Annotated in this window: 14 protein-coding genes; 7 read left to right on the plus strand and 7 right to left on the minus strand. The window is 71.1% G+C overall.

The features are described 5' to 3' along the window. Window positions 1-3: 3 nt before the first annotated feature. The gene (gene dnaE / locus ACZ50K_RS01325; RefSeq protein ID WP_468895905.1) at window positions 4-3,546 is read right to left on the minus strand and encodes a DNA polymerase III subunit alpha; all 3,543 of its coding nucleotides are present in this window, start codon (window positions 3,544-3,546) and stop codon (window positions 4-6) included. A 143-nt stretch (window positions 3,547-3,689) separates the two neighbouring features. On the opposite strand from dnaE, the gene ACZ50K_RS01330 reads away from it, so the two are divergent. The 5 genes from ACZ50K_RS01330 to ACZ50K_RS01350 all read left to right on the plus strand — a co-directional run bounded on the left by ACZ50K_RS01330 (window position 3,690) and on the right by ACZ50K_RS01350 (window position 9,573). Further along, the gene (locus tag ACZ50K_RS01330; protein WP_468895908.1) at window positions 3,690-5,024 is read left to right on the plus strand and encodes a DUF2252 domain-containing protein; all 1,335 of its coding nucleotides are present in this window, start codon (window positions 3,690-3,692) and stop codon (window positions 5,022-5,024) included. Window positions 5,025-5,085: 61 nt separating this feature from the next. Further along, complete coding sequence (locus tag ACZ50K_RS01335; RefSeq protein WP_468895911.1) at window positions 5,086-5,781, plus strand: hypothetical protein; 696 nt, start codon at window positions 5,086-5,088, stop codon at window positions 5,779-5,781. 51 nt (window positions 5,782-5,832) lie between these two features. Next, on the plus strand, window positions 5,833-6,627 hold the full coding sequence (locus tag ACZ50K_RS01340) for a DsbA family protein (RefSeq protein WP_468895913.1): 795 nt from the start codon (window positions 5,833-5,835) through the stop codon (window positions 6,625-6,627). A 130-nt stretch (window positions 6,628-6,757) separates the two neighbouring features. Continuing rightward, window positions 6,758-8,386, plus strand: a complete 1,629-nt coding sequence (locus tag ACZ50K_RS01345) for an alkaline phosphatase D family protein (protein ID WP_468895915.1) — start codon at window positions 6,758-6,760, stop codon at window positions 8,384-8,386. 194 nt (window positions 8,387-8,580) lie between these two features. After that, entirely contained in the window at window positions 8,581-9,573 is a 993-nt protein-coding gene (locus tag ACZ50K_RS01350; RefSeq protein WP_468895917.1) for a zinc metalloprotease, read from the plus strand. Window positions 9,574-9,669: 96 nt separating this feature from the next. Here ACZ50K_RS01350 and ACZ50K_RS01355 read toward each other — a convergent pair whose 3' ends face one another. Beyond that, on the minus strand, window positions 9,670-10,239 hold the full coding sequence (locus ACZ50K_RS01355; RefSeq protein WP_468895919.1) for a dienelactone hydrolase family protein: 570 nt from the start codon (window positions 10,237-10,239) through the stop codon (window positions 9,670-9,672). Window positions 10,240-10,289: 50 nt separating this feature from the next. On the opposite strand from ACZ50K_RS01355, the gene ACZ50K_RS01360 reads away from it, so the two are divergent. Then, on the plus strand, window positions 10,290-11,228 hold the full coding sequence (locus tag ACZ50K_RS01360) for a mechanosensitive ion channel family protein (RefSeq protein WP_468895921.1): 939 nt from the start codon (window positions 10,290-10,292) through the stop codon (window positions 11,226-11,228). Here the strand turns inward: ACZ50K_RS01360 and ACZ50K_RS01365 are convergent. The 5 genes from ACZ50K_RS01365 to ACZ50K_RS01385 all read right to left on the minus strand — a co-directional run bounded on the left by ACZ50K_RS01365 (window position 11,225) and on the right by ACZ50K_RS01385 (window position 15,485). Beyond that, window positions 11,225-12,817, minus strand: coding sequence for a Na+/H+ antiporter (locus tag ACZ50K_RS01365; protein WP_468895923.1), 1,593 nt, complete (start codon window positions 12,815-12,817; stop codon window positions 11,225-11,227). The two genes, ACZ50K_RS01360 and ACZ50K_RS01365, sit on opposite strands and share 4 nt — an antisense overlap. Window positions 12,818-12,839: 22 nt before the next feature. Then, window positions 12,840-13,313, minus strand: coding sequence for a GNAT family N-acetyltransferase (locus tag ACZ50K_RS01370; RefSeq protein ID WP_468895925.1), 474 nt, complete (start codon window positions 13,311-13,313; stop codon window positions 12,840-12,842). Next, window positions 13,310-14,251 (minus strand): RluA family pseudouridine synthase, encoded by a 942-nt coding sequence (locus ACZ50K_RS01375; RefSeq protein ID WP_468895928.1) that lies wholly within the window; start codon window positions 14,249-14,251, stop codon window positions 13,310-13,312. Before ACZ50K_RS01375 ends, ACZ50K_RS01370 begins: the two co-directional genes overlap by 4 nt. A gap of 17 nt (window positions 14,252-14,268) precedes the next feature. Next, on the minus strand, window positions 14,269-14,829 hold the full coding sequence (gene lspA / locus ACZ50K_RS01380) for a signal peptidase II (protein ID WP_468895931.1): 561 nt from the start codon (window positions 14,827-14,829) through the stop codon (window positions 14,269-14,271). Between the two features lie 65 nt (window positions 14,830-14,894). Beyond that, complete coding sequence (locus ACZ50K_RS01385) at window positions 14,895-15,485, minus strand: TraR/DksA family transcriptional regulator (protein WP_468895934.1); 591 nt, start codon at window positions 15,483-15,485, stop codon at window positions 14,895-14,897. Window positions 15,486-15,993: 508 nt separating this feature from the next. Here ACZ50K_RS01385 and ileS point away from each other — a divergent pair. Then, entirely contained in the window at window positions 15,994-19,140 is a 3,147-nt protein-coding gene (ileS, locus tag ACZ50K_RS01390) for an isoleucine--tRNA ligase (protein ID WP_468895937.1), read from the plus strand. Window positions 19,141-19,175 lie beyond the last annotated feature (35 nt).

Raw genomic sequence — 19,175 nt, forward strand, 5'->3', positions numbered from 1 at the left:
GCCTCAGCCGGCCAGGCAGGACGGGCCGAGCAGCACCTTCAGGTCGCCGAACAGGGCCGGGTCGGGCTTGACCCGGTGCTTGTCCAGCCGGAGCACGGTGGTGGACCGCGGCCCCTGGAGCTTGATCCGGACCTCGGTGTTGCCGTGGTGGTGGCGCAGGATCTCGCCGAGGCGGGCCACCATCGGCGGGGTGACCTTCACCGTGGGGATGGTGAGGACCACGGGGGCGTTGGTCCCGGCGGAGGAGATGTCGGGGACCATCATCTCCATGGCGACCAGCCGGGGGACGTCCTCGCGCTTGTCGAGGCGGCCCTTGACGAAGACCACGGTGTCCTCGACCAGCTGGGTGGAGACCAGCTGGTAGGTGGCCGGGAAGAACATGCACTCGATGGAGCCGGCCAGGTCCTCGACGGTGGCGATGGCCCAGGCGTTGCCCTGCTTGGTCATCTTCCGCTGGAGGCCGGAGATGATGCCGCCGATGGTGACCACCGCGCCGTCGGAGTGCTCCCCGCCGGTGAGCTGGGCGATCCCGGCGTCGGTCTTGTCGGAGAGCACGTGCTCCAGGCCGAAGAGCGGGTGGTCGGAGACGTAGAGGCCGAGCATCTCGCGCTCCTGGGCGAGCAGGTAGGACTTCTCCCACTCCACGTCGGAGAACTCCACGTCGAGCCCGAAGCCGGGTTCGTCCGCGGCGCCCTCGTCACCCATTCCGCCGAACAGGTCGAACTGTCCCTCGGCCTCCTTGCGCTTCACCGCGACCACGTTGTCGATCATCGGCTCGTGGTGGGCGACCAGGCCCTTGCGGGTGTGGCCCATCTCGTCGAAGGCCCCGGCCTTGATCAGCGACTCCACGGTCCGCTTGTTGCAGACCACGGCCTCCACCTTGTCCAGGAAGTCCGGGAAGCTGGAGTACTTCCCCTTGGCCTTCCTGGTCTTGATGATCGACTCGACCACGTTCTGGCCGACGTTGCGGACGGCGGTGAGCCCGAAGAGGATCACGTCGTCGCCCTGGGCGGCGAAGTTCGGCTCCGACTCGTTCACGTTCGGCGGGAGCACCTTGATGCCCATCCGGCGGCACTCGTTCAGGTAGATCGCGGACTTGTCCTTGTCGTCCTTGACCGAGGTGAGCAGACCGGCCATGTACTCGGCCGGGAAGTTCGCCTTGAGGTAGGCCGTCCAGTAGGAGACGAGGCCGTAGGCGGCGGAGTGCGCCTTGTTGAAGGCGTAGCCGGCGAAGGGGACCAGGACGTCCCAGAGGGCCTTGATCGCCTGGTCGCTGAACCCCTTCTTCTTGGCCCCCTCCTCGAAGATGACGAAGTTCTTCGCCAGCTCCTCGGGCTTCTTCTTGCCCATCACACGGCGCAGGATGTCGGCCTCGCCGAGCGAGTACCCGGCGATGATCTGGGCGGCCTTCTGGACCTGCTCCTGGTAGACGATCAGGCCGTAGGTGACCGCGAGGACCTCTTCGAGGGGGCCCTCCAGCTCCGGGTGGATCGGGGTGATCTCCTGCTGCTTGTTCTTGCGCAGGGCGTAGTTCGTGTGCGAGTTCATGCCCATCGGGCCCGGCCGGTAGAGGGCCGATACGGCGGAGATGTCCTCGAAGTTGTCGGGCTTCATCAGGCGCAGCAGGGAGCGCATGGGCCCGCCGTCGAACTGGAACACGCCGAGGGTGTCGCCGCGGCCGAGCAGTTCGAAGGTCTTGGGGTCGTCGAGCGGCAGGGCCAGGAGGTCGATGTCGATCCCCTTGTTGGCCTTCACCATCTTGACGGCGTCGTCCATGATCGTGAGGTTGCGCAGGCCGAGGAAGTCCATCTTCAGCAGGCCGAGCGACTCGCAGCTCGGGTAGTCCCACTGGGTGATGGTGACCCCGTCGGTGTGGCGCACCCAGACCGGCACGTGGTCGGTGATGGTCTCGCTGGACATGATCACGCCGGCCGCGTGCACGCCCATCTGGCGGACCAGGCCCTCCACACCGCGGGCGGTGTCGATGACCTTCTTCACGTCCGGCTCGTTCTCGTACATCCCGCGGATCTCGCCGGCCTCGCCGTAGCGGGGGTGCTGCGGGTCCAGGATGCCGGAGAGCGGGATGCCCTTGCCGAGGACGTCGGCGGGCATGGCCTTGGTGAGCCGGTCGCCCATCGCGTAGGGGTAGCCCAGCACCCGGGCCGAGTCCTTGATCGCGTTCTTGGCCTTGATGGTGCCGTAGGTGCCGATCATGGCGACCTTGTCGGCCCCGTACTTCTCGGTCACGTACCGGATCACCTCGACGCGCCTGCGCTCGTCGAAGTCGATGTCGACATCGGGCATGGAGACGCGCTCGGGGTTCAGGAACCGCTCGAAGATCAGACCGTGGGTGAGCGGGTCGAGGTCGGTGATGCCCATGGCGTACGCCACGATCGAGCCGGCCGCGGAGCCTCGGCCCGGGCCCACCGCGATCCCCTGGTTCTTGGCCCACATGATGAAGTCGGCGACCACGAGGAAGTAGCCGGGGAAGCCCATCGAGATGATCGTGTCCATCTCGTACTCGGCCTGCTGCATCCGGTCGTCCGGAATGCCCCCGGGGTAGCGGCGGTGCATGCCGCGCATGGTCTCCTCGCGGAACCAGCTGACCTCGGTGTGCCCGTCCGGGATGTCGAACTTCGGCATCAGGTTCCGGAACTTGAACATGCCCTCGGTGTCGATCTGGTCGGCGACCAGCCGGGTGTTGGCGCAGCCCTCCTGCCAGGCGTCCGAGGAGTCGATCGCGTACATCTCGTCGGTCGACTTCAGGTAGTAGCCGGTGCCGTCGAAGCGGAAGCGGTCCGGGTCCGAGAGGTTCTTGCCGGTCTGGATGCAGAGCAGCGCGTCGTGGGCGGTGGCCTCGCTCGCGTAGGTGTAGTGCGAGTCGTTCGTCACCAGCGGCGGGATGCCGAGCTTCTTGCCGATCTCCAGGAGCCCGTCCCGGACCCGGCGCTCGATCTCGATGCCGTGGTCCATGAGCTCCAGGAAGTAGCGCCCCTCGCCGAAGATGTCCTTGTAGTCGGAGGCGGCCTGCACCGCCTCGTCGAACTGGCCGAGCCGGAGCCGGGTCTGCACCTCGCCGGAGGGGCAGCCGGTGGAGGCGATCAGCCCCTCGGACCACTGGGAGATCGTCTCCTTGTCCATCCGCGGCCACTTCGTGAGCCAGCCCTCGGCGTACGCGTCGGAGGACAGCCGGAAGATGTTGTGCAGACCGGTGGCGTTGGAGGCCCAGATCGTCTTGTGGGTGTAGCCGCCGGAGCCGGAGACGTCGTCCCGCTTCTGGTGCGGCTGGCCCCACTGGATGCGCCGCTTGTTGCGCCGGGACTCCGGGGCCACATAGGCCTCGATGCCGATGATCGGCGTGATCCCGGCCTTCTTCGCGGTGTGGAAGAAGTCATAGGCGCCGTGCAGGTTGCCGTGGTCGGACATGGCGATGTGCGTCATGCCCATCTCGTTGCAGGCGTTGAACATGTCCTTCAGCCGCGCGGCACCGTCCAGCAGCGAGTACTGGGTGTGGACGTGCAGGTGCGTGAACGGCGGCTTTGTCACGGCGCGGGTCCTCCGGGGGCGGGGCGAGGGGGCAGCTACGAATCCTACGTCCACCGACCGACGGACCGGCGGCACGGAACGGTAGCGTCAGCCGTTGCACCACCGTGTACAGCTGTCCGGAAACCAAGCAGGAGGCATCCGCCATGGCGGTCCCCGAGACGACGAACGAGCAGCGCGCCGAGCAGATACTGGACGTGTTCGACACCGCGTTCGGCGAGCTGCTCGCCGCCGACCCCGCCGCCTTCCGGATGAAGTTCCGGAAGATGGCGGCCTCCGCCTTCGCCTTCTACCGCGGCACCGCATGCCTGTTCTACGCCGACCTGGAGCGGGACCGGCACGGCGGGCCGTACCTGGACGAGCGGACCGGCCGGGTCTGGATCCACGGCGATCTGCACGCCGAGAACTTCGGCACCTACATGGACTCCAACGGCCGCCTCGTCTTCAACGTCAACGACTTCGACGAGGCCTACGTCGGCCCCTTCACCTGGGACCTCAAGCGGTTCGCCGCCTCGATCGCGCTGATCGGCTACACCAAGGCGCTCAGCGACGAGCAGATCACCGGGCTGGTGCGGACCTACGCGGCCGCCTACCGGGAGCGGATCCACCTGCTGGCCACGGGGGCCAAGCACGAGGAGGTGCCCTCCTTCACCCTGGACACCGCCGAGGGCCCGCTGCTGGACGCACTGCGGGCGGCCCGCTCCCGGACCCGGTTCTCGCTGCTGGACTCCATGACGGAGATCCGGGACCACGAGCGGCGCTTCTCCCCCGGCGGCGGGGCCGTCGAGCTGGACGCGGCCACCCGCTACAAGGTCCTCGCCGCCTTCGACGGCTATCTGGAGACCCTGCCCGAGGAGTCCCTGGTCCGGCCCGACTCCTACCGGGTCAAGGACGTGGTGGGCCGCCGGGGCGTGGGCATCGGCTCGGCCGGGCTGCCCTCGTACAACATCCTGCTGGAGGGGCACAGCGACGCCCTGGAGAACGACGTGGTGATCTACCTCAAGCAGGCGCAGACCCCGGCGGTGTCCCGGCACGTCACCGACCGGGCGGTCCGCGACTACTTCCACCACGAGGGGCACCGCACGGTGATCTCCCAGCGGGCGCTCCAGGCGCACGCGGACCCCTGGCTGGGCTGGACCGAGCTGGACGGGGCCGGCCAGCTGGTCGCCGAGGTCTCGCCCTACGCGGTGGACCTGGACTGGTCGGACATCGACGACCCGGAGGAGATCGCGGCCGTGGTCGCCGACCTGGGCCGGGCGACGGCGACCATGCACGGGGCGGCCGACGAGCAGGAGAGCGGGCAGTCCCTGGTCCCGTTCTCCACCGAGCGGGCCATCGACGCCGCCATCGCGGCGGACGAGGAGGGCTTCGGGGAGCTGCTGGTGGAGTTCGCGCACGCGTACGGCGCCCGGGCGCGGGCCGACCACCAGCTGTTCGTGGACCTGTTCCGCAACGGCCGGCTGGTCCCCGGGGGCCTGTGACGGAAGGGGCGGTCGGGACCTGAGACCCGGTTTCACAGGGACTCATGGCACACTCGCGGCGATGGACATATCAGGGATACGGCTCAGAGGCCTGCGGGCGGCGCTGTTCAGCGCCCTCGTCGTGCTGCTCTCGGCCGGCAGCCATGTCCTGATGTCCCGGGTGCCGCTGCCGCCCTCGCTGGTGCTCGGCGCCTTCGCCGCCGTCTTCGCGATCAGCTACGCGCTGGCCGGCCGGGAGCGCGGCTTCGGCCCGATCGCCGGACTGCTGGTGCCGCTGGAGCTGGCCGCGGACACCGTGTTCACGGCCGGCCAGCACCTCTGCTACGGCCCGGCCGGCGGCCCCGTCGCCGGCCCGCTGCGGGCCCTGGGCCTGGAGGAGCTGTGCGGGGGCACCCCGGTGGGCGGACCGCTGGCCGAGATGGCCGGGCCGGCCGCCGGCCCCGCCGGGCTCCTCGCGGCCCCCGGCCCCTGGGTGCCCTGGCTGCTGCTGGGCGCGCACGTGGGCGTGGGCCTGCTGGCCGCCCTGTGGCTCTGGCAGGGCGAGCGGGCGCTGGGCCGGCTGCTGCGCGCGGTGGCGGCGGGGGCCTTCCGGCCGCTGCGGCTGGCCGCGGCCGCCGCGCTCCGGGTCCTCACCGGGCCGGCCCGGCGGACCCTGCGGCCGGGCCGGGCGGGCGGCTCGCCGCGGACCCGGTTCCCCGTGCACTCGGTGGGACGCCGGGGACCCCCCGGACCGGCCACGGCTCCGCTCGGAGCCTGACCGACGTACCGCGGGACCCCACCTCACCTTCACCTTTCACGGAGTACGACCATGAGCGCACGCAACAGCAAGGCCAACAAGGAAGCCGCCCGCGAGCGGCTGCGCCTGGAGCGCGAGGCCCAGGAGAAGAAGGCCAAGGCGCGCCGGCAGGCCGTCGTGGCCGGTTCGGTGGTCGGTGTGCTGGCCCTGGCCGGCGGCATCGGCTACCTGGTCATGGAGGCCACCAAGCCGGACGCCTGGGAGAAGGCCGCCACGGCCACCCTGGTGACCCCGAAGAACGCCACCGGCGAGAACGGCACCACCGTGGTGATCGGCAAGCCCGAGGCGAAGAAGACCCTGGAGCTGTACGAGGACTCGCGCTGCCCGGCCTGCGCCACCTTCGAGCAGTCGGTGGGCGAGCAGGTGAAGAAGGACGTCAACGACGGCAAGTACAAGCTGCGGTACGTGGGCGCCACCTTCATCGACAACGCGATGAAGGGCGAGGGCTCCAAGAACGCGCTGAGCGCGCTCGGCGCGGCGCTGAACGTCAGCCCGCAGGCCTTCCTGGACTACAAGGCGGCGCTGTACTCGACGGCGAACCACCCCGAGGAGTCCCAGGACAAGTTCGCCAAGGACTCGTACCTGATCGAGGTCGCCGAGCAGGTGCCCGCGCTCAAGGGCAACGCCGCGTTCGCCAAGGCGGTCAACGACGGCACCTACGACCGGTGGGCCATCGAGATGTCGAAGTCCTTCGACGCCTCCGGGGTGAAGGGCACGCCGACCCTGAAGATGGACGGCAAGAAGATCGAGACCCCGCAGACGCCCGAGGCGTACACCGCGGCCATCGACGCGGCCCTCAAGGGCTGACCCGGCAGATCTGCGGAACGGGCGGGCGGACTCCGGAAGTTCGCCCGCCCTTTGCCTGCACGAGGGTGTGAAAGCTGACTACCGCTCAGTAATCTGTGCGGCCGTGACCAGTCAACTTCCCCCTGCCCCCATGCCGTCCCCGCGCCGCCGCACCGTGGTGCTGGCGGCCGCGGCCACCGCCGCCCTGGCCCCGCTGGCCCTCGCCGGCGGCCCGGCCCGGGCGGCCGGCAACGCACCGGCGTTCCTGCACGGAGTCGCCTCCGGCGACCCGCTGCCCGACGGGTTCCTGCTCTGGACCCGCGTCACCCCGCTCCCCGGAGCCGTGCCCGGCTCGGGCCTGGGCCCCGACCTGCCGGTCGGCTGGGAGGTCGCGGAGGACCGCGCCTTCTCCCGGATCGTGGCGAGCGGCAGCGTGACCGCCTCCGCCGCCTCCGACCACACCGTCAAGGCCGACGTACGGGGACTGCGGCCCGGCACCGACCACTTCTACCGGTTCACCGCCGGCGGGACCCCCTCCCCCACCGGCCGGGCCCGCACCACCGCGGCGCACGGGGCCGCCACCCCCGGGGTCCGCTTCGGCGTGGTGTCCTGCGCCAACTGGGAGGCCGGCTGGTTCTCCGCCTACCGCCACCTGGCCGCCCGCACCGACCTGGACGCCGTCCTGCACCTGGGCGACTACATCTACGAGTACCGGGCCGGGGGTTACCCCGAGGCGAAGTACGGGGTGCGGCAGCACGAGCCGAAGCACGAGATCACCACCCTCGCCGACTACCGGACCCGGCACGGGAACTACAAGTCGGACCCTGACCTCCAGGCCCTGCACGCGGCCCATCCGGTGGTCGCCATCTGGGACGACCACGAGTTCGCCAACGACGCCTGGGCGGGCGGCGCGGAGAACCACACCCCGGGCGCGGAGGGCGAGTGGGCGGCCCGCGCGGCCGCCGCCAAGCAGGCGTACTTCGAGTGGATGCCGGTCCGCGCCTCCACGGCGGGCACCGTCTACCGGCGGCTGCGGTTCGGCACCCTGGCCGATCTGCACCTGCTGGACCTGCGCTCCTTCCGCTCCCAGCAGGTCACGGCCGGCAGCGGGGCGGTGGACGACCCGGAGCGGACGATCACCGGGCGGGCCCAGCTGGACTGGCTGAAGGCCGGGCTGGCCGGATCGGACGCCGCCTGGAAGCTGGTCGGCACCTCGGTGATGATCTCGCCGGTGGCCTTCGGATCGCTGCCCGCCCATCTGCTGGGGCCGCTGGCGGAACTGCTCGGGCTGCCGCAGGGCGGACTGGCGGTCAACGTGGACCAGTGGGACGGGTACACGGACGACCGGAGGGAACTCCTGGGCCACCTGCGGAACCGGAACATCCGCAACACCGTGTTCCTGACCGGCGACATCCACATGGCCTGGGCGAACGAGGTCCCGGTGAACCAGGCCACCTACCCCTTCTCGGGCACCGCGGCGACCGAGTTCGTGGTCACCTCGGTGACCTCCGACAACCTGGACGACATCCTGCACGTCCCGGCGGACACCGTCTCCCTGGTCGCCGAGACCGCGGTGAAGGCCGCCAACCGGCACGTGAAGTGGGTGGACATGGACGGTCACGGGTACGGGGTGCTCGACGTGACCGCGGAGCGCGCGCAGATGGACTACTACGTGATCTCCGACCGGTCGAACCGGAACGCCGGCACCAGCTGGGTGCGGTCCTACCGGACCCTGAACGGCACCCAGCGGGTCGAGCGGGTCAACCAGCCGGTCCGGTGATCATTTCTGATTGACCGTCAATCTTGCGGTCCACAACGGCGTCCGGGAACCTCCCGGACGCCGTTGTGCGCATCGGGCAACAAATCTTTTACAACTCACCCCTTGGGCTGCAATGACATGCACACGTAAGCTGCGCGCCAGTTGAGGAGAGATCGTTTCTCCGCCACCCCCACATTTCCCCGCGAGGAGCACACGTGCGCGCCGTTGCCCGCATATCCCCCCTTCTCCGTCGCCGCCTGCTCGGTACGGCGGTCCTGGCCACCACCCTGGCCTTCACCCCGCTCTCGGCCGCCACCACGGTCGCCGCCGCCAAGACCCCCGCCGAGGTCTGCGCCGACGAGACGGCCGCCGCCCCGGCCAACGCCCGGGTGGCCCGTCCCGGGGCCGGCCACACCGCCGAGCCCAACGAGCTCAGCAGCACCCAGGCCGCCGCGATGGACGCCGACTTCAAGGCGAAGCTGGACAAGAAGCTCAAGAACCAGCCGCAGCGCGCGACCTCCGCCGCCGCGGCCGCCGCCACCACCATCCCGGTCTACTTCCACGTCATCCACAACGGCACCGCCGGGAAGCTGACGGCCGCCGAGATCGACCGGCAGATCGCGGTCCTGAACTCGGCCTACAGCGGCCAGGGCACCGGCAACACCGACTCCGGCTTCCGGTTCTCGCTGGTCTCCACCGACTACACGAACAACGCCACCTGGTACAACGTCTCGGACGGCACCAGCGCCGAGAAGAACATGAAGAACGCGCTGCGCAAGGGCGGCAAGAACGCCCTCAACGTGTACACCGCCAACCTCGGCGGCGGCCTGCTCGGCTGGGCGACCTTCCCGAGCTCCTACGCCTCGCAGCCGAAGATGGACGGCGTGGTCCTGCTCAACACCTCGCTGCCGGGCGGCTCCGCCGCCAACTACAACCAGGGCGACACCGGCACCCACGAGGTCGGCCACTGGCTGGGGCTCTACCACACCTTCCAGGGCGGCTGCTCGGGCAGCGGGGACTCCGTCTCCGACACCCCGGCCGAGAAGAGCGCCGCGTTCGAGTGCCCGACCGGCCGTGACACCTGCACCGCCCCGGGAGCCGACCCGGTCCACAACTTCATGGACTACACGTACGACTCCTGCATGTACCAGTTCACCGCCGGCCAGGTGAGCCGGATGAAGAACATGTGGACGGCCTACCGCGCCTGAGCGCGGCCCCGCCCCGCCCCCGCCCCGAGCCGGTCACCCGGCCCGGGGCGGGGGCCTTTCCCGGGGCGGGGCCTTCCCGGGCCCTCCGGCCGGGGATCAGAGCGAGTCGAGGAAGCCCAGCACCGACTTCCAGGTGTCCTCGGCGGCCTCCGCGTCATGGTCCGGGAGCTCCGGATCGGTGTAGAGGTGGCCGGCTCCGGGGTGCCGGTGCACCTCCACGTCCGCGCCGGCCCGCCGCATCCGCAGGTACCAGGCGGTCAGCCAGTCGTGCGGTTCGAAGGGGTCCGGGTCCGCGATGTGCAGCTGGACCGGGAGCTCGTCCACCGAGGCGTCGTCGGCGATGTCCGAGGTGCCGTGCAGCAGGAGCAGGCCACGGGCCTTGTCGTCGGCGAAGGCCAGCTGCTGGGCGACCGAGCCGCCGAAGGAGAACCCGGCGTAGACCAGACCGCGGTCCGAGAGCGGGGCGGCGGCCAGCACCGCCCGCCTGAGCAGCTCGTCCCGGCCCACCTCCTCCTGGAAGGCCATGCCCTCCTCCACCGTCTCGAAGGTCCGGCCCTCGAACAGATCGGGCACCTCCACCTGGTGGCCGGCGGCCCGCAGCCGGTCGGCGGCGGCGTGCACGGCGGGCCGCAGACCGTAGGTGGAATGGAAAAGGATGATGTTCATGCGTCCATCGTGCCAGCCGCCGCCGACGGCGGTCGGTTACGGTCGACGGCATGGAGAAGGTACTCCGCTCACTGCTGCTGCGCCGTTGTCTGCCGCCCCTGCTGGTGCTGCTGTGCACCGTCGGGGTCAAGGCCTTCCTGGACGCGGAGGGCAGACTCGGCCAGCTGCTCACCCTGCTGGTGATCGGGGCCGGCGCCTGGCTGCTGGTCCGGTTCGCCGACGCCGTGGTGGAGGCCTCCTACGGCCGGTACGCGGCCGGGAACACCGACGAGGCCCGGGTGCGCCGGGTGCGGACCCAGGTCGAGCTGATCATGCGGGTGGTGACCGCCGTGGTGGTGGTCGTGGCCATCGCCTCGATGCTGCTGACCTTCCCGGCCATGCGGACCGTCGGCACCTCACTGCTGGCCTCGGCCGGGGTCCTGGGCATCGTGGCGGGCATCGCCGCCCAGTCCAGCCTGAGCAACCTGTTCGCCGGACTGCAGATCGCCTTCGGCGACACCGTCCGGATCGGCGACACGGTGGTGGTCGACAAGGAGTGGGGCACGGTCGAGGAGATCACCCTGACCTTCCTGGTGGTCCGCACCTGGGACGAGCGCCGGATCACCATGCCGGTCTCCTACTTCACCTCCAAGCCGTACGAGAACTGGTCCCGCGGCGGCGCCGAGATGACCGGCACCGTCTTCCTCCACCTGGACCACAGCGCCCCGGTCCCGCTGATCCGCGAGAAGCTGGACGCCCTGCTCAAGGAGCTCCCGGAGTGGGACGGCCGGAGCTCCGGGCTGGTGGTGACCGGGACCACCCCGCACACCATCGAGGTCCGGGCCCTGGTCACGGCACGGAACGCGGACCAGGTGTGGACCCTGCGCTGCGCGGTCCGGGAGCACCTGATCGCCTGGCTGGCGGCTGAGCACCCGTACGCCCTGCCGCGCATCGCCAGCTCCCCGGCCGTCCCCCCGCCCGGCCGCCCCGATCCGCCGGCCGCCCCCTAGGGGGCGCGCAGGCTGCGGACGTCCAGGTGGCGCAGGACCCGGTCGACGACCTCCGGGTCCGCGCCCGGTTCGCTGCGCGCCGAGAGCACCTCGTGCCGGGCGGCGGACATCATCTCGCGCTGGATGCGCTGCACGTGGTGGAGCCGGGCGACCCGCTGGGCGTACGCCTCCCGGCGCTCCTCGTCGACCATGTCCGGGCTGATCCGCGCCCCCACGTCGTAGGCCCGCCGGTAGAGCTGTTCGACCAGGTCCTCGGGGAGGTCCTCGACCTCCTCGATCTCCTTGAGCCGGCGCTTGGCGGCCTTGGCGGCCCGGACCGCCAGCCGCCGGGCGAACTCCTGCTCGGCGTCGGTGTCCGCCGCCACCCCCAGCCGGCGGACCAGCCAGGGCAGGGTGAGCCCCTGCACCACCAGGGTGGCCATGATCACGGCGAAGGCGATGAAGACGATCACGTCCCGGCCGGGGAAGGGCTCCCCGGCGGCGGTCTCCAGCGGGATGGCGAGGGCCAGGGCCACCGAGGCCACCCCCCGCATCCCGGCCCACCACATGACCACGCTCTCCCGCCAGCTGACCGGGATCTCCTCCTCGTAGTCGCGGTGCCGGTGCAGTTTGCGGGCCAGCCAGCTCGCCGGGAGCAGCCAGAGCAGCCGGACCCCGACCACCACCGCGATCACCGCCCCGGACCAGGCCGCCAGCTCCGCCCAGCGGCCCTCGGCGGTGCCGAAGACGTTGTGCAGCTCCAGGCCGATCAGGCCGAAGGCCACCCCGGTGACCAGGGTGTCCACCACCTCCCAGAAGGTGTGTCCGGCGAGCCGGCCCAGGACGTCGTCGGCGTCGTTGGCGTACTCGGCGAGGAAGAGGGCGGCGACCAGCACGGCCAGCACCCCGGAGCCCTGGAGCTCCTCGGCCAGGACGTAGGCGACGAAGGGCACCAGCAGGGTCAGCCCGATCTGGAGGGTCGCGTCCCCGAGCCGGCCCATCAGCCGGTTCGCGGCCCAGCCCAGGGCCAGTCCGACGGCGACCGCGACCACCGCGGAGAGGGCGAACTCGCCGAGCGCCTCGGGCCAGGAGAAGGTGCCGCTGACCGCGGCGGCGACGGCCACGTGGTAGAGCACGATCGCGGTCACGTCGTTGAAGAGGCCCTCGCCCTCCAGGATGGACACCATCCGGCGGGGCAGTCCCAGCGAGCCGGCCACGGCGGTGGCGGCGACCGGGTCGGGCGGGGCGATCAGCGCGCCCAGCGCCACGGCGGCGGCGATGGGCAGCCCGGGCACGATCGCGTGGGCCACCCCGGCGACCGCGGCGGTGGTGACGAACACCAGGGCCACGGCCAGCAGCAGGATGGGCCGGACGTTCGCCGCGAACTGCCGCCAGGAGGTGCGCTGCACGGAGGCGTAGAGCAGCGGGGGCAGCACCAGCGGCAGGATGTACTCGGGCGGGATGTCCACGTTGGGCACCGCCGGGATCAGGGCGAGCACCACCCCGGCGATGGTCATCAGGACCGGGGCGGGCAGGCCCAGCCGGTCGCCGAGCGGCACGGTGACGACGGCGCCCAGCAGCAGCACGAAGAGCAAGAGGAGCTGATCCACTCCCCCACCCTGCCAGGACGGGTTACAAGGTGCGGCGCATGGCGCGGTGGGGCAGGCCCGCGTCCTCGAACTCCGGGCCGTACGCCGTGTAGCCGAGCCGCTCGTAGAAGCCCAGGGCATGGGTCTGGGCGCCGAGTTCCACGGCGGTCAGGCCGAGGCCGGCGGCCTCCGCCTCGATCGCCCGGACCAGGGCCGCGCCGACCCCGAGGCCGCGGGCGGCCTTGAGCACGGCGAGCCGGCCGAGCGCCCCGACCTCGGGTGAGCCGGTCTTGCCGCGGGCGGCCTCCCCGTACAGCAGCCGTCCGGTGCCGAGCGGGCCGTCCGGGCCGAGGGCCAGCACATGCACGGCCCCGGCGTCGTAGGCGTCGTACTCCACCGACTCCGGGACGCCCTGCTCGACCACGAAGACCTCGGTGCGGACCGCGAAGCAGGCGGCGAGGTCCGCCTCGCCGAGGGCCTTGCGGACCTCGTAGGGGCGGCCGGGCGCGGCCGTCACTCGCTCTCCGCGCGGATCACGTCCAGGGCGTGCTGGAGGTCGGCCGGGTAGCCGCTCTCGAACTCCACCCACTGGCCGTCCGCCGGGTGCTCGAAGCCGAGCCGGACCGCGTGCAGCCACTGCCGGGTCAGTCCGAGCCGCTTGGCGACGGTCGGGTCGGCGCCGTAGGTGAGGTCGCCGACGCAGGGGTGCCGGTGCGCGGACATGTGCACCCGGATCTGGTGGGTGCGGCCGGTCTCCAGCTTGATGTCCAGCAGGGAGGCGGCCCGGAAGGCCTCGATCAGGTCGTAGTGGGTGACGGAGGGCTTGCCCTCCTGGGTGACGGCCCACTTGTAGTCGGCGCTGGGGTGCCGGCCGATGGGGGCGTCGATGGTGCCGCTCATCGGGTCCGGGTGGCCCTGGACCAGGGCGTGGTAGCGCTTGTCTACGATCCGCTCGCGGAACTGGTTCTTCAGCGAGGTGTAGGCCCGCTCCGACTTGGCGACGGTCATCAGACCGGAGGTGCCGACGTCGAGGCGGTGCACGATGCCCTGGCGTTCGGCGGCGCCGGAGGTGGAGATCCGGTAGCCGGCCGCGGCCAGGCCCCCGATGACGGTGGTGCCGGTCCAGCCGGGGCTGGGGTGGGCGGCGACGCCGACCGGCTTCATGATGACGACGATGTCCTCGTCGTCGTGGATGATCTCCATGCCCTCGACGGGCTCGGCGACGACCTCCACGGGGCGCGGGGGCGCGGGCATCTCGACTTCGAGCCAGGCGCCGCCGTGCACGCGCTCGGACTTCCCGACCACACTGCCGTCGACCGACACCTTCCCAGAGGCCGCGAGCTCGGCCGCCTTCGTCCGGGAAAATCCGAACATACGGGCGATCGCGGCGTCGACGCGCTCGCCTTCGAGGCCATCGGGAACGGGCAGGGTGCGGATCTCGGGAACTGTGCTCACCCGTCGAGTATGCCTTGTCAGTCCTTGTGGACCGTGCCGTCGGGGTCCAGCCCCCGGAAGGAGAGCAGCACGATCAGGATGCCGCCGCACACGATCGCCGAGTCGGCCAGGTTGAAGACGGCGAAGTGCGCGGGGGCGATGAAGTCCACCACCGCGCCCCGGAACACGCCCGGGGAACGGAAGATCCGGTCGGTGAGGTTGCCCAGCGCCCCGCCGAGCAGCAGGCCCAGCGCGATGGCCCAGGGCAGGCTGTAGAGCTTGCGCGCGAGCCGCACGATGACCACGATCACGGCGGCCGCGATACAGGTGAAGATGATCGTGAAGGCCTCGCCGAAGCCGAAGGCGGCACCCGGGTTGCGGACCGCCTCGAACTTCAGCAGGTCCCCGACGATCTCGATGGGCTCCCGGTGCTCCAGCTTCGCGACCACGAGCATCTTGCTGCCCAGGTCCAGGAGGTACGCGAGCAGCGCGACCACCAGCAGCGCGACGATCCGGCGCCGCCCCGCGGGCTGCCCGGACTCCGGCTCGGTGCCGTCCTCTGCCTCCGGCGTACCGATGATGCGCTCCGCCTCTGCCACGTGCGTCCCTCGTCCTGGCCCGACAACTCCAGACGAGGGTACGTCACCGCTCCGCCGGACACCCGCTAGTGCCGGCGCTCCTGCTTCTGCTTGCACTCCACGCACAGGATGGCCCGCGGGAACGCCTGCATCCGGGCCTTCCCGATGGGCTGCCCGCAGTTCTCGCAGAGCCCGTAGGTGCCCGCCTCCAGCCGCTCCAGGGCCCGCTCGGTCTGCTCCAGCATCTCGCGGGCGTTGGAGGCCAGCGAGATCTCGTGCTCGCGGGTGATGTTCTTGCTGCCGGTGTCGGCCTCGTCGTCCCCGGCCCCGCCGCCGCCGTCCCGCATCAGACCGGAGATGGCCTGCTCGGAGGCGAGCAGCTCGGCCCGCAGCCGCAGGATCTCGCTCTCCAGCTCGGTCCGGGCCTCCACCACCTCCTCGGGGCTCCAGGGCTCCTCCCCCGGCCGGACCGCCAGCTCCGCCGGCCCCCGGGACTTGGGCAGCCCGCTGGTGGCCGCCGTGGCGGTCTTCCTGGCCCTGCTGGTGCCCGTGCTCTTCTTCGCCACCACGTTCCCGGCTCCCGTCTCGGTCTGCTCCGCCGCCGGAGCGGCCTTCTTGCCCGCGGCACGCTTGGCGGGGGCCTTCTCGGCCGGCGTCGCCTGCTTCTTCGCCACCATGACTGCGGCCCCTTCACATATGGTGATCTTGCACGCAAATCGTGCTGGGACGATAAATCGGCCCCGGACCCGCGGCAACGGGGCGGACCTCCGCCGGGACCGGCCTGCAAGCGTTGTGCCCAACTGCCGCCCCGGTAATCCGCGCCCGGACCCGAGGGCCCCCGTCGGACCATTCGGGTCACCGGCAAACCGGGCTGCCGAGCCGCCACCGGGCCCGTACACTGGGCCCAGCGAAAGGCATGGATGGGGACGAGTAGCGTCGTACGCAGCCAGGAGCGACCCGGGGACGGTGCGAGCCCGGGGGCGAGCGCGATGCGAAGGATCACCCCGGAGCCGCCGGAAGAAAGCCCGCACGGAGTGCCGTGGGGCGAGTAGAACCGGCTCGCACCCCTAATGAGGGGGCCACCGGACCCGTTCCGGCGGCCAAGGAGGGTGGTACCGCGGGAGCGCCGAAGCTCTCGTCCCTCCGGACGGAAGTGACACCCCGCCGGAGGAAGAGTTCAGCCTCATGACCACACCGCCGCAGTACCGCCCGGTCCCCGCCCAGGTGGACCTGCCCGCCCTGGAACACGCCGTCCTGGAGTTCTGGCAGGAGAGCAGGACCTTCGCCAAGACCCTGGAGCAGTCCGAGGGCCGCCCGGAATGGGTCTTCTACGAAGGCCCGCCGACCGCCAACGGCATGCCCGGCGCGCACCACATCGAGGCCCGCGTCTTCAAGGACGTCTTCCCCCGCTTCCGCACCATGCGCGGCTACCACGTGGCCCGCAAGGCCGGCTGGGACTGCCACGGCCTGCCCGTGGAGCTCGCCGTGGAGAAGGAACTGGGCTTCAACGGCAAGAAGGACATCGAGGCCTACGGCATCGCCGAGTTCAACGCGAAGTGCCGGGAGTCGGTGACCCGCCACACCGACGCCTTCGCCGAGCTCACCACGCGCATGGGCTACTGGGTGGACCTGGACGACGCCTACCGGACCATGGACCCCGAGTACGTGGAGTCCGTCTGGTGGTCCCTGAAGGAGATCTTCGGCAAGGGGCTGCTCACCCAGGACCACCGGGTCGCCCCCTGGTGCCCCCGCTGCGGCACCGGCCTCTCCGACCACGAGCTGGCCCAGGGCTACGAGACGGTCGTCGACCCCTCCGTCTACGTCCGCTTCCCGCTCACCTCCGGCCCGCTCGCCGGCCGGGCCGCGCTGCTGGTCTGGACGACCACCCCCTGGACCCTGGTGTCCAACACGGCCGTGGCCGCCCACCCCGAGGTCACCTACGTGGTGGCCACCAACGGGGAGGAGAAGCTGGTCGTCGCCGAGCCGCTGCTGGAGAAGTCCCTCGGCGAGGACTGGGTCACCACCGGCGAGTCCTTCACCGGCAAGGAGATGGAGCGCTGGACGTACGAGCGCCCGTTCTCCCTCGTCGAGTTCCCCGAGCCCGCCCACTACGTGGTGAACGCCGAGTACGTCACCACCGAGGACGGCACCGGTCTGGTCCACCAGTCCCCCGCCTTCGGCGCCGACGACCTCGCGGTCTGCCGCTCCTACGGCCTGCCCGTGGTGAACCCGGTCCGCCCCGACGGCACCTTCGAGGAGGAGGTCCCGCTGGTCGGCGGGGTGTTCTTCAAGAAGGCCGACGAGAAGCTGACCGCCGACCTCGACGCCCGCGGCCTGCTCTTCAAGCACATCGCCTACGAGCACAGCTACCCGCACTGCTGGCGCTGCCACACCGCGCTGCTCTACTACGCGCAGCCCTCCTGGTACGTCCGCACCACCGCCGTCAAGGACGCGATGCTGCGGGAGAACGAGAAGACCAACTGGTTCCCCGACTCGGTCAAGCAGGGCCGCTTCGGCGACTGGCTGAACAACAACATCGACTGGGCGCTGTCCCGGAACCGGTACTGGGGCACCCCGCTGCCGATCTGGCGCTGCGAGGAGGACCACCTCACCTGCGTGGGCTCCCGCGCCGAGCTCTCCGAGCTGTCCGGGCAGGACCACTCGGAGCTGGACCCGCACCGCCCGTACATCGACGCGGTCACCTTCCCCTGCACGCACGAGGGCTGCTCGCTGGAGGCCGTCCGCGTCCCCGAGGTCATCGACGCCTGGTACGACTCGGGTTCGATGCCGTTCGCGCAGTACGGCTACCCGTACAAGAACAAGGAGCTCTTCGAGAAGCGCTACCCGGCGCAGTTCATCTCGGAGGCCATCGACCAGACCCGCGGGTGGTTCTACACCCTGATGGCGGTCGGCACCCTCGTCTTCGACAAGTCCTCCTACGAGAACGTGGTCTGCCTGGGCCACATCCTCGCCGAGGACGGCCGCAAGATGTCCAAGCACCTGGGCAACATCCTCCAGCCGATCCCGCTGATGGACCAGCACGGGGCGGACGCCGTCCGCTGGTTCATGGCGGCCGGCGGCTCCCCGTGGGCGGCCCGCCGGGTCGGCCACGGCACCATCCAGGAGGTGGTCCGCAAGACCCTCCTCACCTACTGGAACACCGTCGCCTTCCAGGCCCTGTACGCCCGAACCTCCAACTGGGCGCCCTCGGCGGCCGATCCGGCCCCCGCCGACCGCACGGTCCTCGACCGGTGGCTGCTGTCCGAGCTGCACACCCTGGTGGCGGAGGTGACGGAGGCGATGGAGGCGTACGACACCCAGCGCGCCGGCAAGCTCCTGTCCTCCTTCGTGGACGACCTGTCCAACTGGTACGTGCGCCGCTCCCGCCGGCGGTTCTGGCAGGGGGACGCGGCCGCGCTGCGGACCCTGCACGAGGTCGTGGAGACCGTCACCCGGCTGCTGGCCCCGCTGACCCCCTTCATCACCGAGCGGGTCTGGCAGGACATGGTGGTCCCGGTGGACCCGCAGGCCCCGGAGTCGGTGCACCTGTCGACCTGGCCGGTCGCCGACACCGCGGCGATCGACCCGGAGCTCTCCCGGCAGATGCTGCTGGTGCGCCGGCTGGTGGAGCTGGGCCGGGCCACCCGCGCCGAGTCGGGGGTCAAGACCCGGCAGCCGCTGTCCCGCGCGCTGGTCGGGGCGGCGGGCTTCGACACCCTGGGCCCGGAGCTGCGGGCCCAGATCACCGAGGAGCTGAACGTGGCCTCGCTGGCCTCGCTCTCCGAGGTGGGCGGTTCGCTGGTGGACACCACCGCGAAGGCCAACTTCCGTGCCCTGGGCAAGCGGTTCGGCAAGGGGGTGCAGGACGTCGCCAAGGCCGTGGCGGCCGCCGACGCCGCCGCCCTGTCCCAGGCGCTGCGCGCCGGGACGGCCGCGGTGACCGTGAACGGCGAGGAGGTGACCCTCTCCCCGGAGGAGGTCATCATCACCGAGACCCCGCGCGAGGGCTGGTCGGTGGCCTCCGACCAGGGCGCCACGGTGGCCCTGGACCTGGAGGTCACCCCGGAGCTGCGGCTGGCCGGTCTGGCCCGGGACGCGATCCGGCTGATCCAGGAGGCCCGCAAGAACTCCGGGCTGGACGTCGCGGACCGGATCGCCCTGCGCTGGTCGGCCACCGACCCCGAGGTGGTCCGGGCGCTGACCGACCACGCCGCCCTGATCGCGGACGAGGTGCTGTGCACGGACTACGCGGCCGGTGAGCCCGACGCCTCCTACGGCGACCCCTTCACGGACGAGGGCCTGGGACTGACCTTCCGTCTCCGCAAGGCGTAGCACTCCCGGCCCGGTGGCCCGGTCTCCCCACGGGG

This window comes from Streptomyces sp. NPDC033845, assembly GCF_055576225.1.

Excerpts from the sequence above, each read along its gene's own strand:
- ACZ50K_RS01330 (WP_468895908.1), top strand. The coding sequence starts at position 3,690 with ATGGCGGTCCCCGAGACGACGAACGAGCAGCGCGCCGAGCAGATACTG.
- ACZ50K_RS01335 (WP_468895911.1), top strand. The coding sequence starts at position 5,086 with ATGGACATATCAGGGATACGGCTCAGAGGCCTGCGGGCGGCGCTGTTC.
- ACZ50K_RS01340 (WP_468895913.1), top strand. The coding sequence starts at position 5,833 with ATGAGCGCACGCAACAGCAAGGCCAACAAGGAAGCCGCCCGCGAGCGG.
- ACZ50K_RS01345 (WP_468895915.1), top strand. The coding sequence starts at position 6,758 with ATGCCGTCCCCGCGCCGCCGCACCGTGGTGCTGGCGGCCGCGGCCACC.
- ACZ50K_RS01355 (WP_468895919.1), bottom strand. The coding sequence starts at position 10,239 with ATGAACATCATCCTTTTCCATTCCACCTACGGTCTGCGGCCCGCCGTG.
- ACZ50K_RS01360 (WP_468895921.1), top strand. The coding sequence starts at position 10,290 with ATGGAGAAGGTACTCCGCTCACTGCTGCTGCGCCGTTGTCTGCCGCCC.
- ACZ50K_RS01385 (WP_468895934.1), bottom strand. The coding sequence starts at position 15,485 with ATGGTGGCGAAGAAGCAGGCGACGCCGGCCGAGAAGGCCCCCGCCAAG.
- ileS (WP_468895937.1), top strand. The coding sequence starts at position 15,994 with ATGACCACACCGCCGCAGTACCGCCCGGTCCCCGCCCAGGTGGACCTG.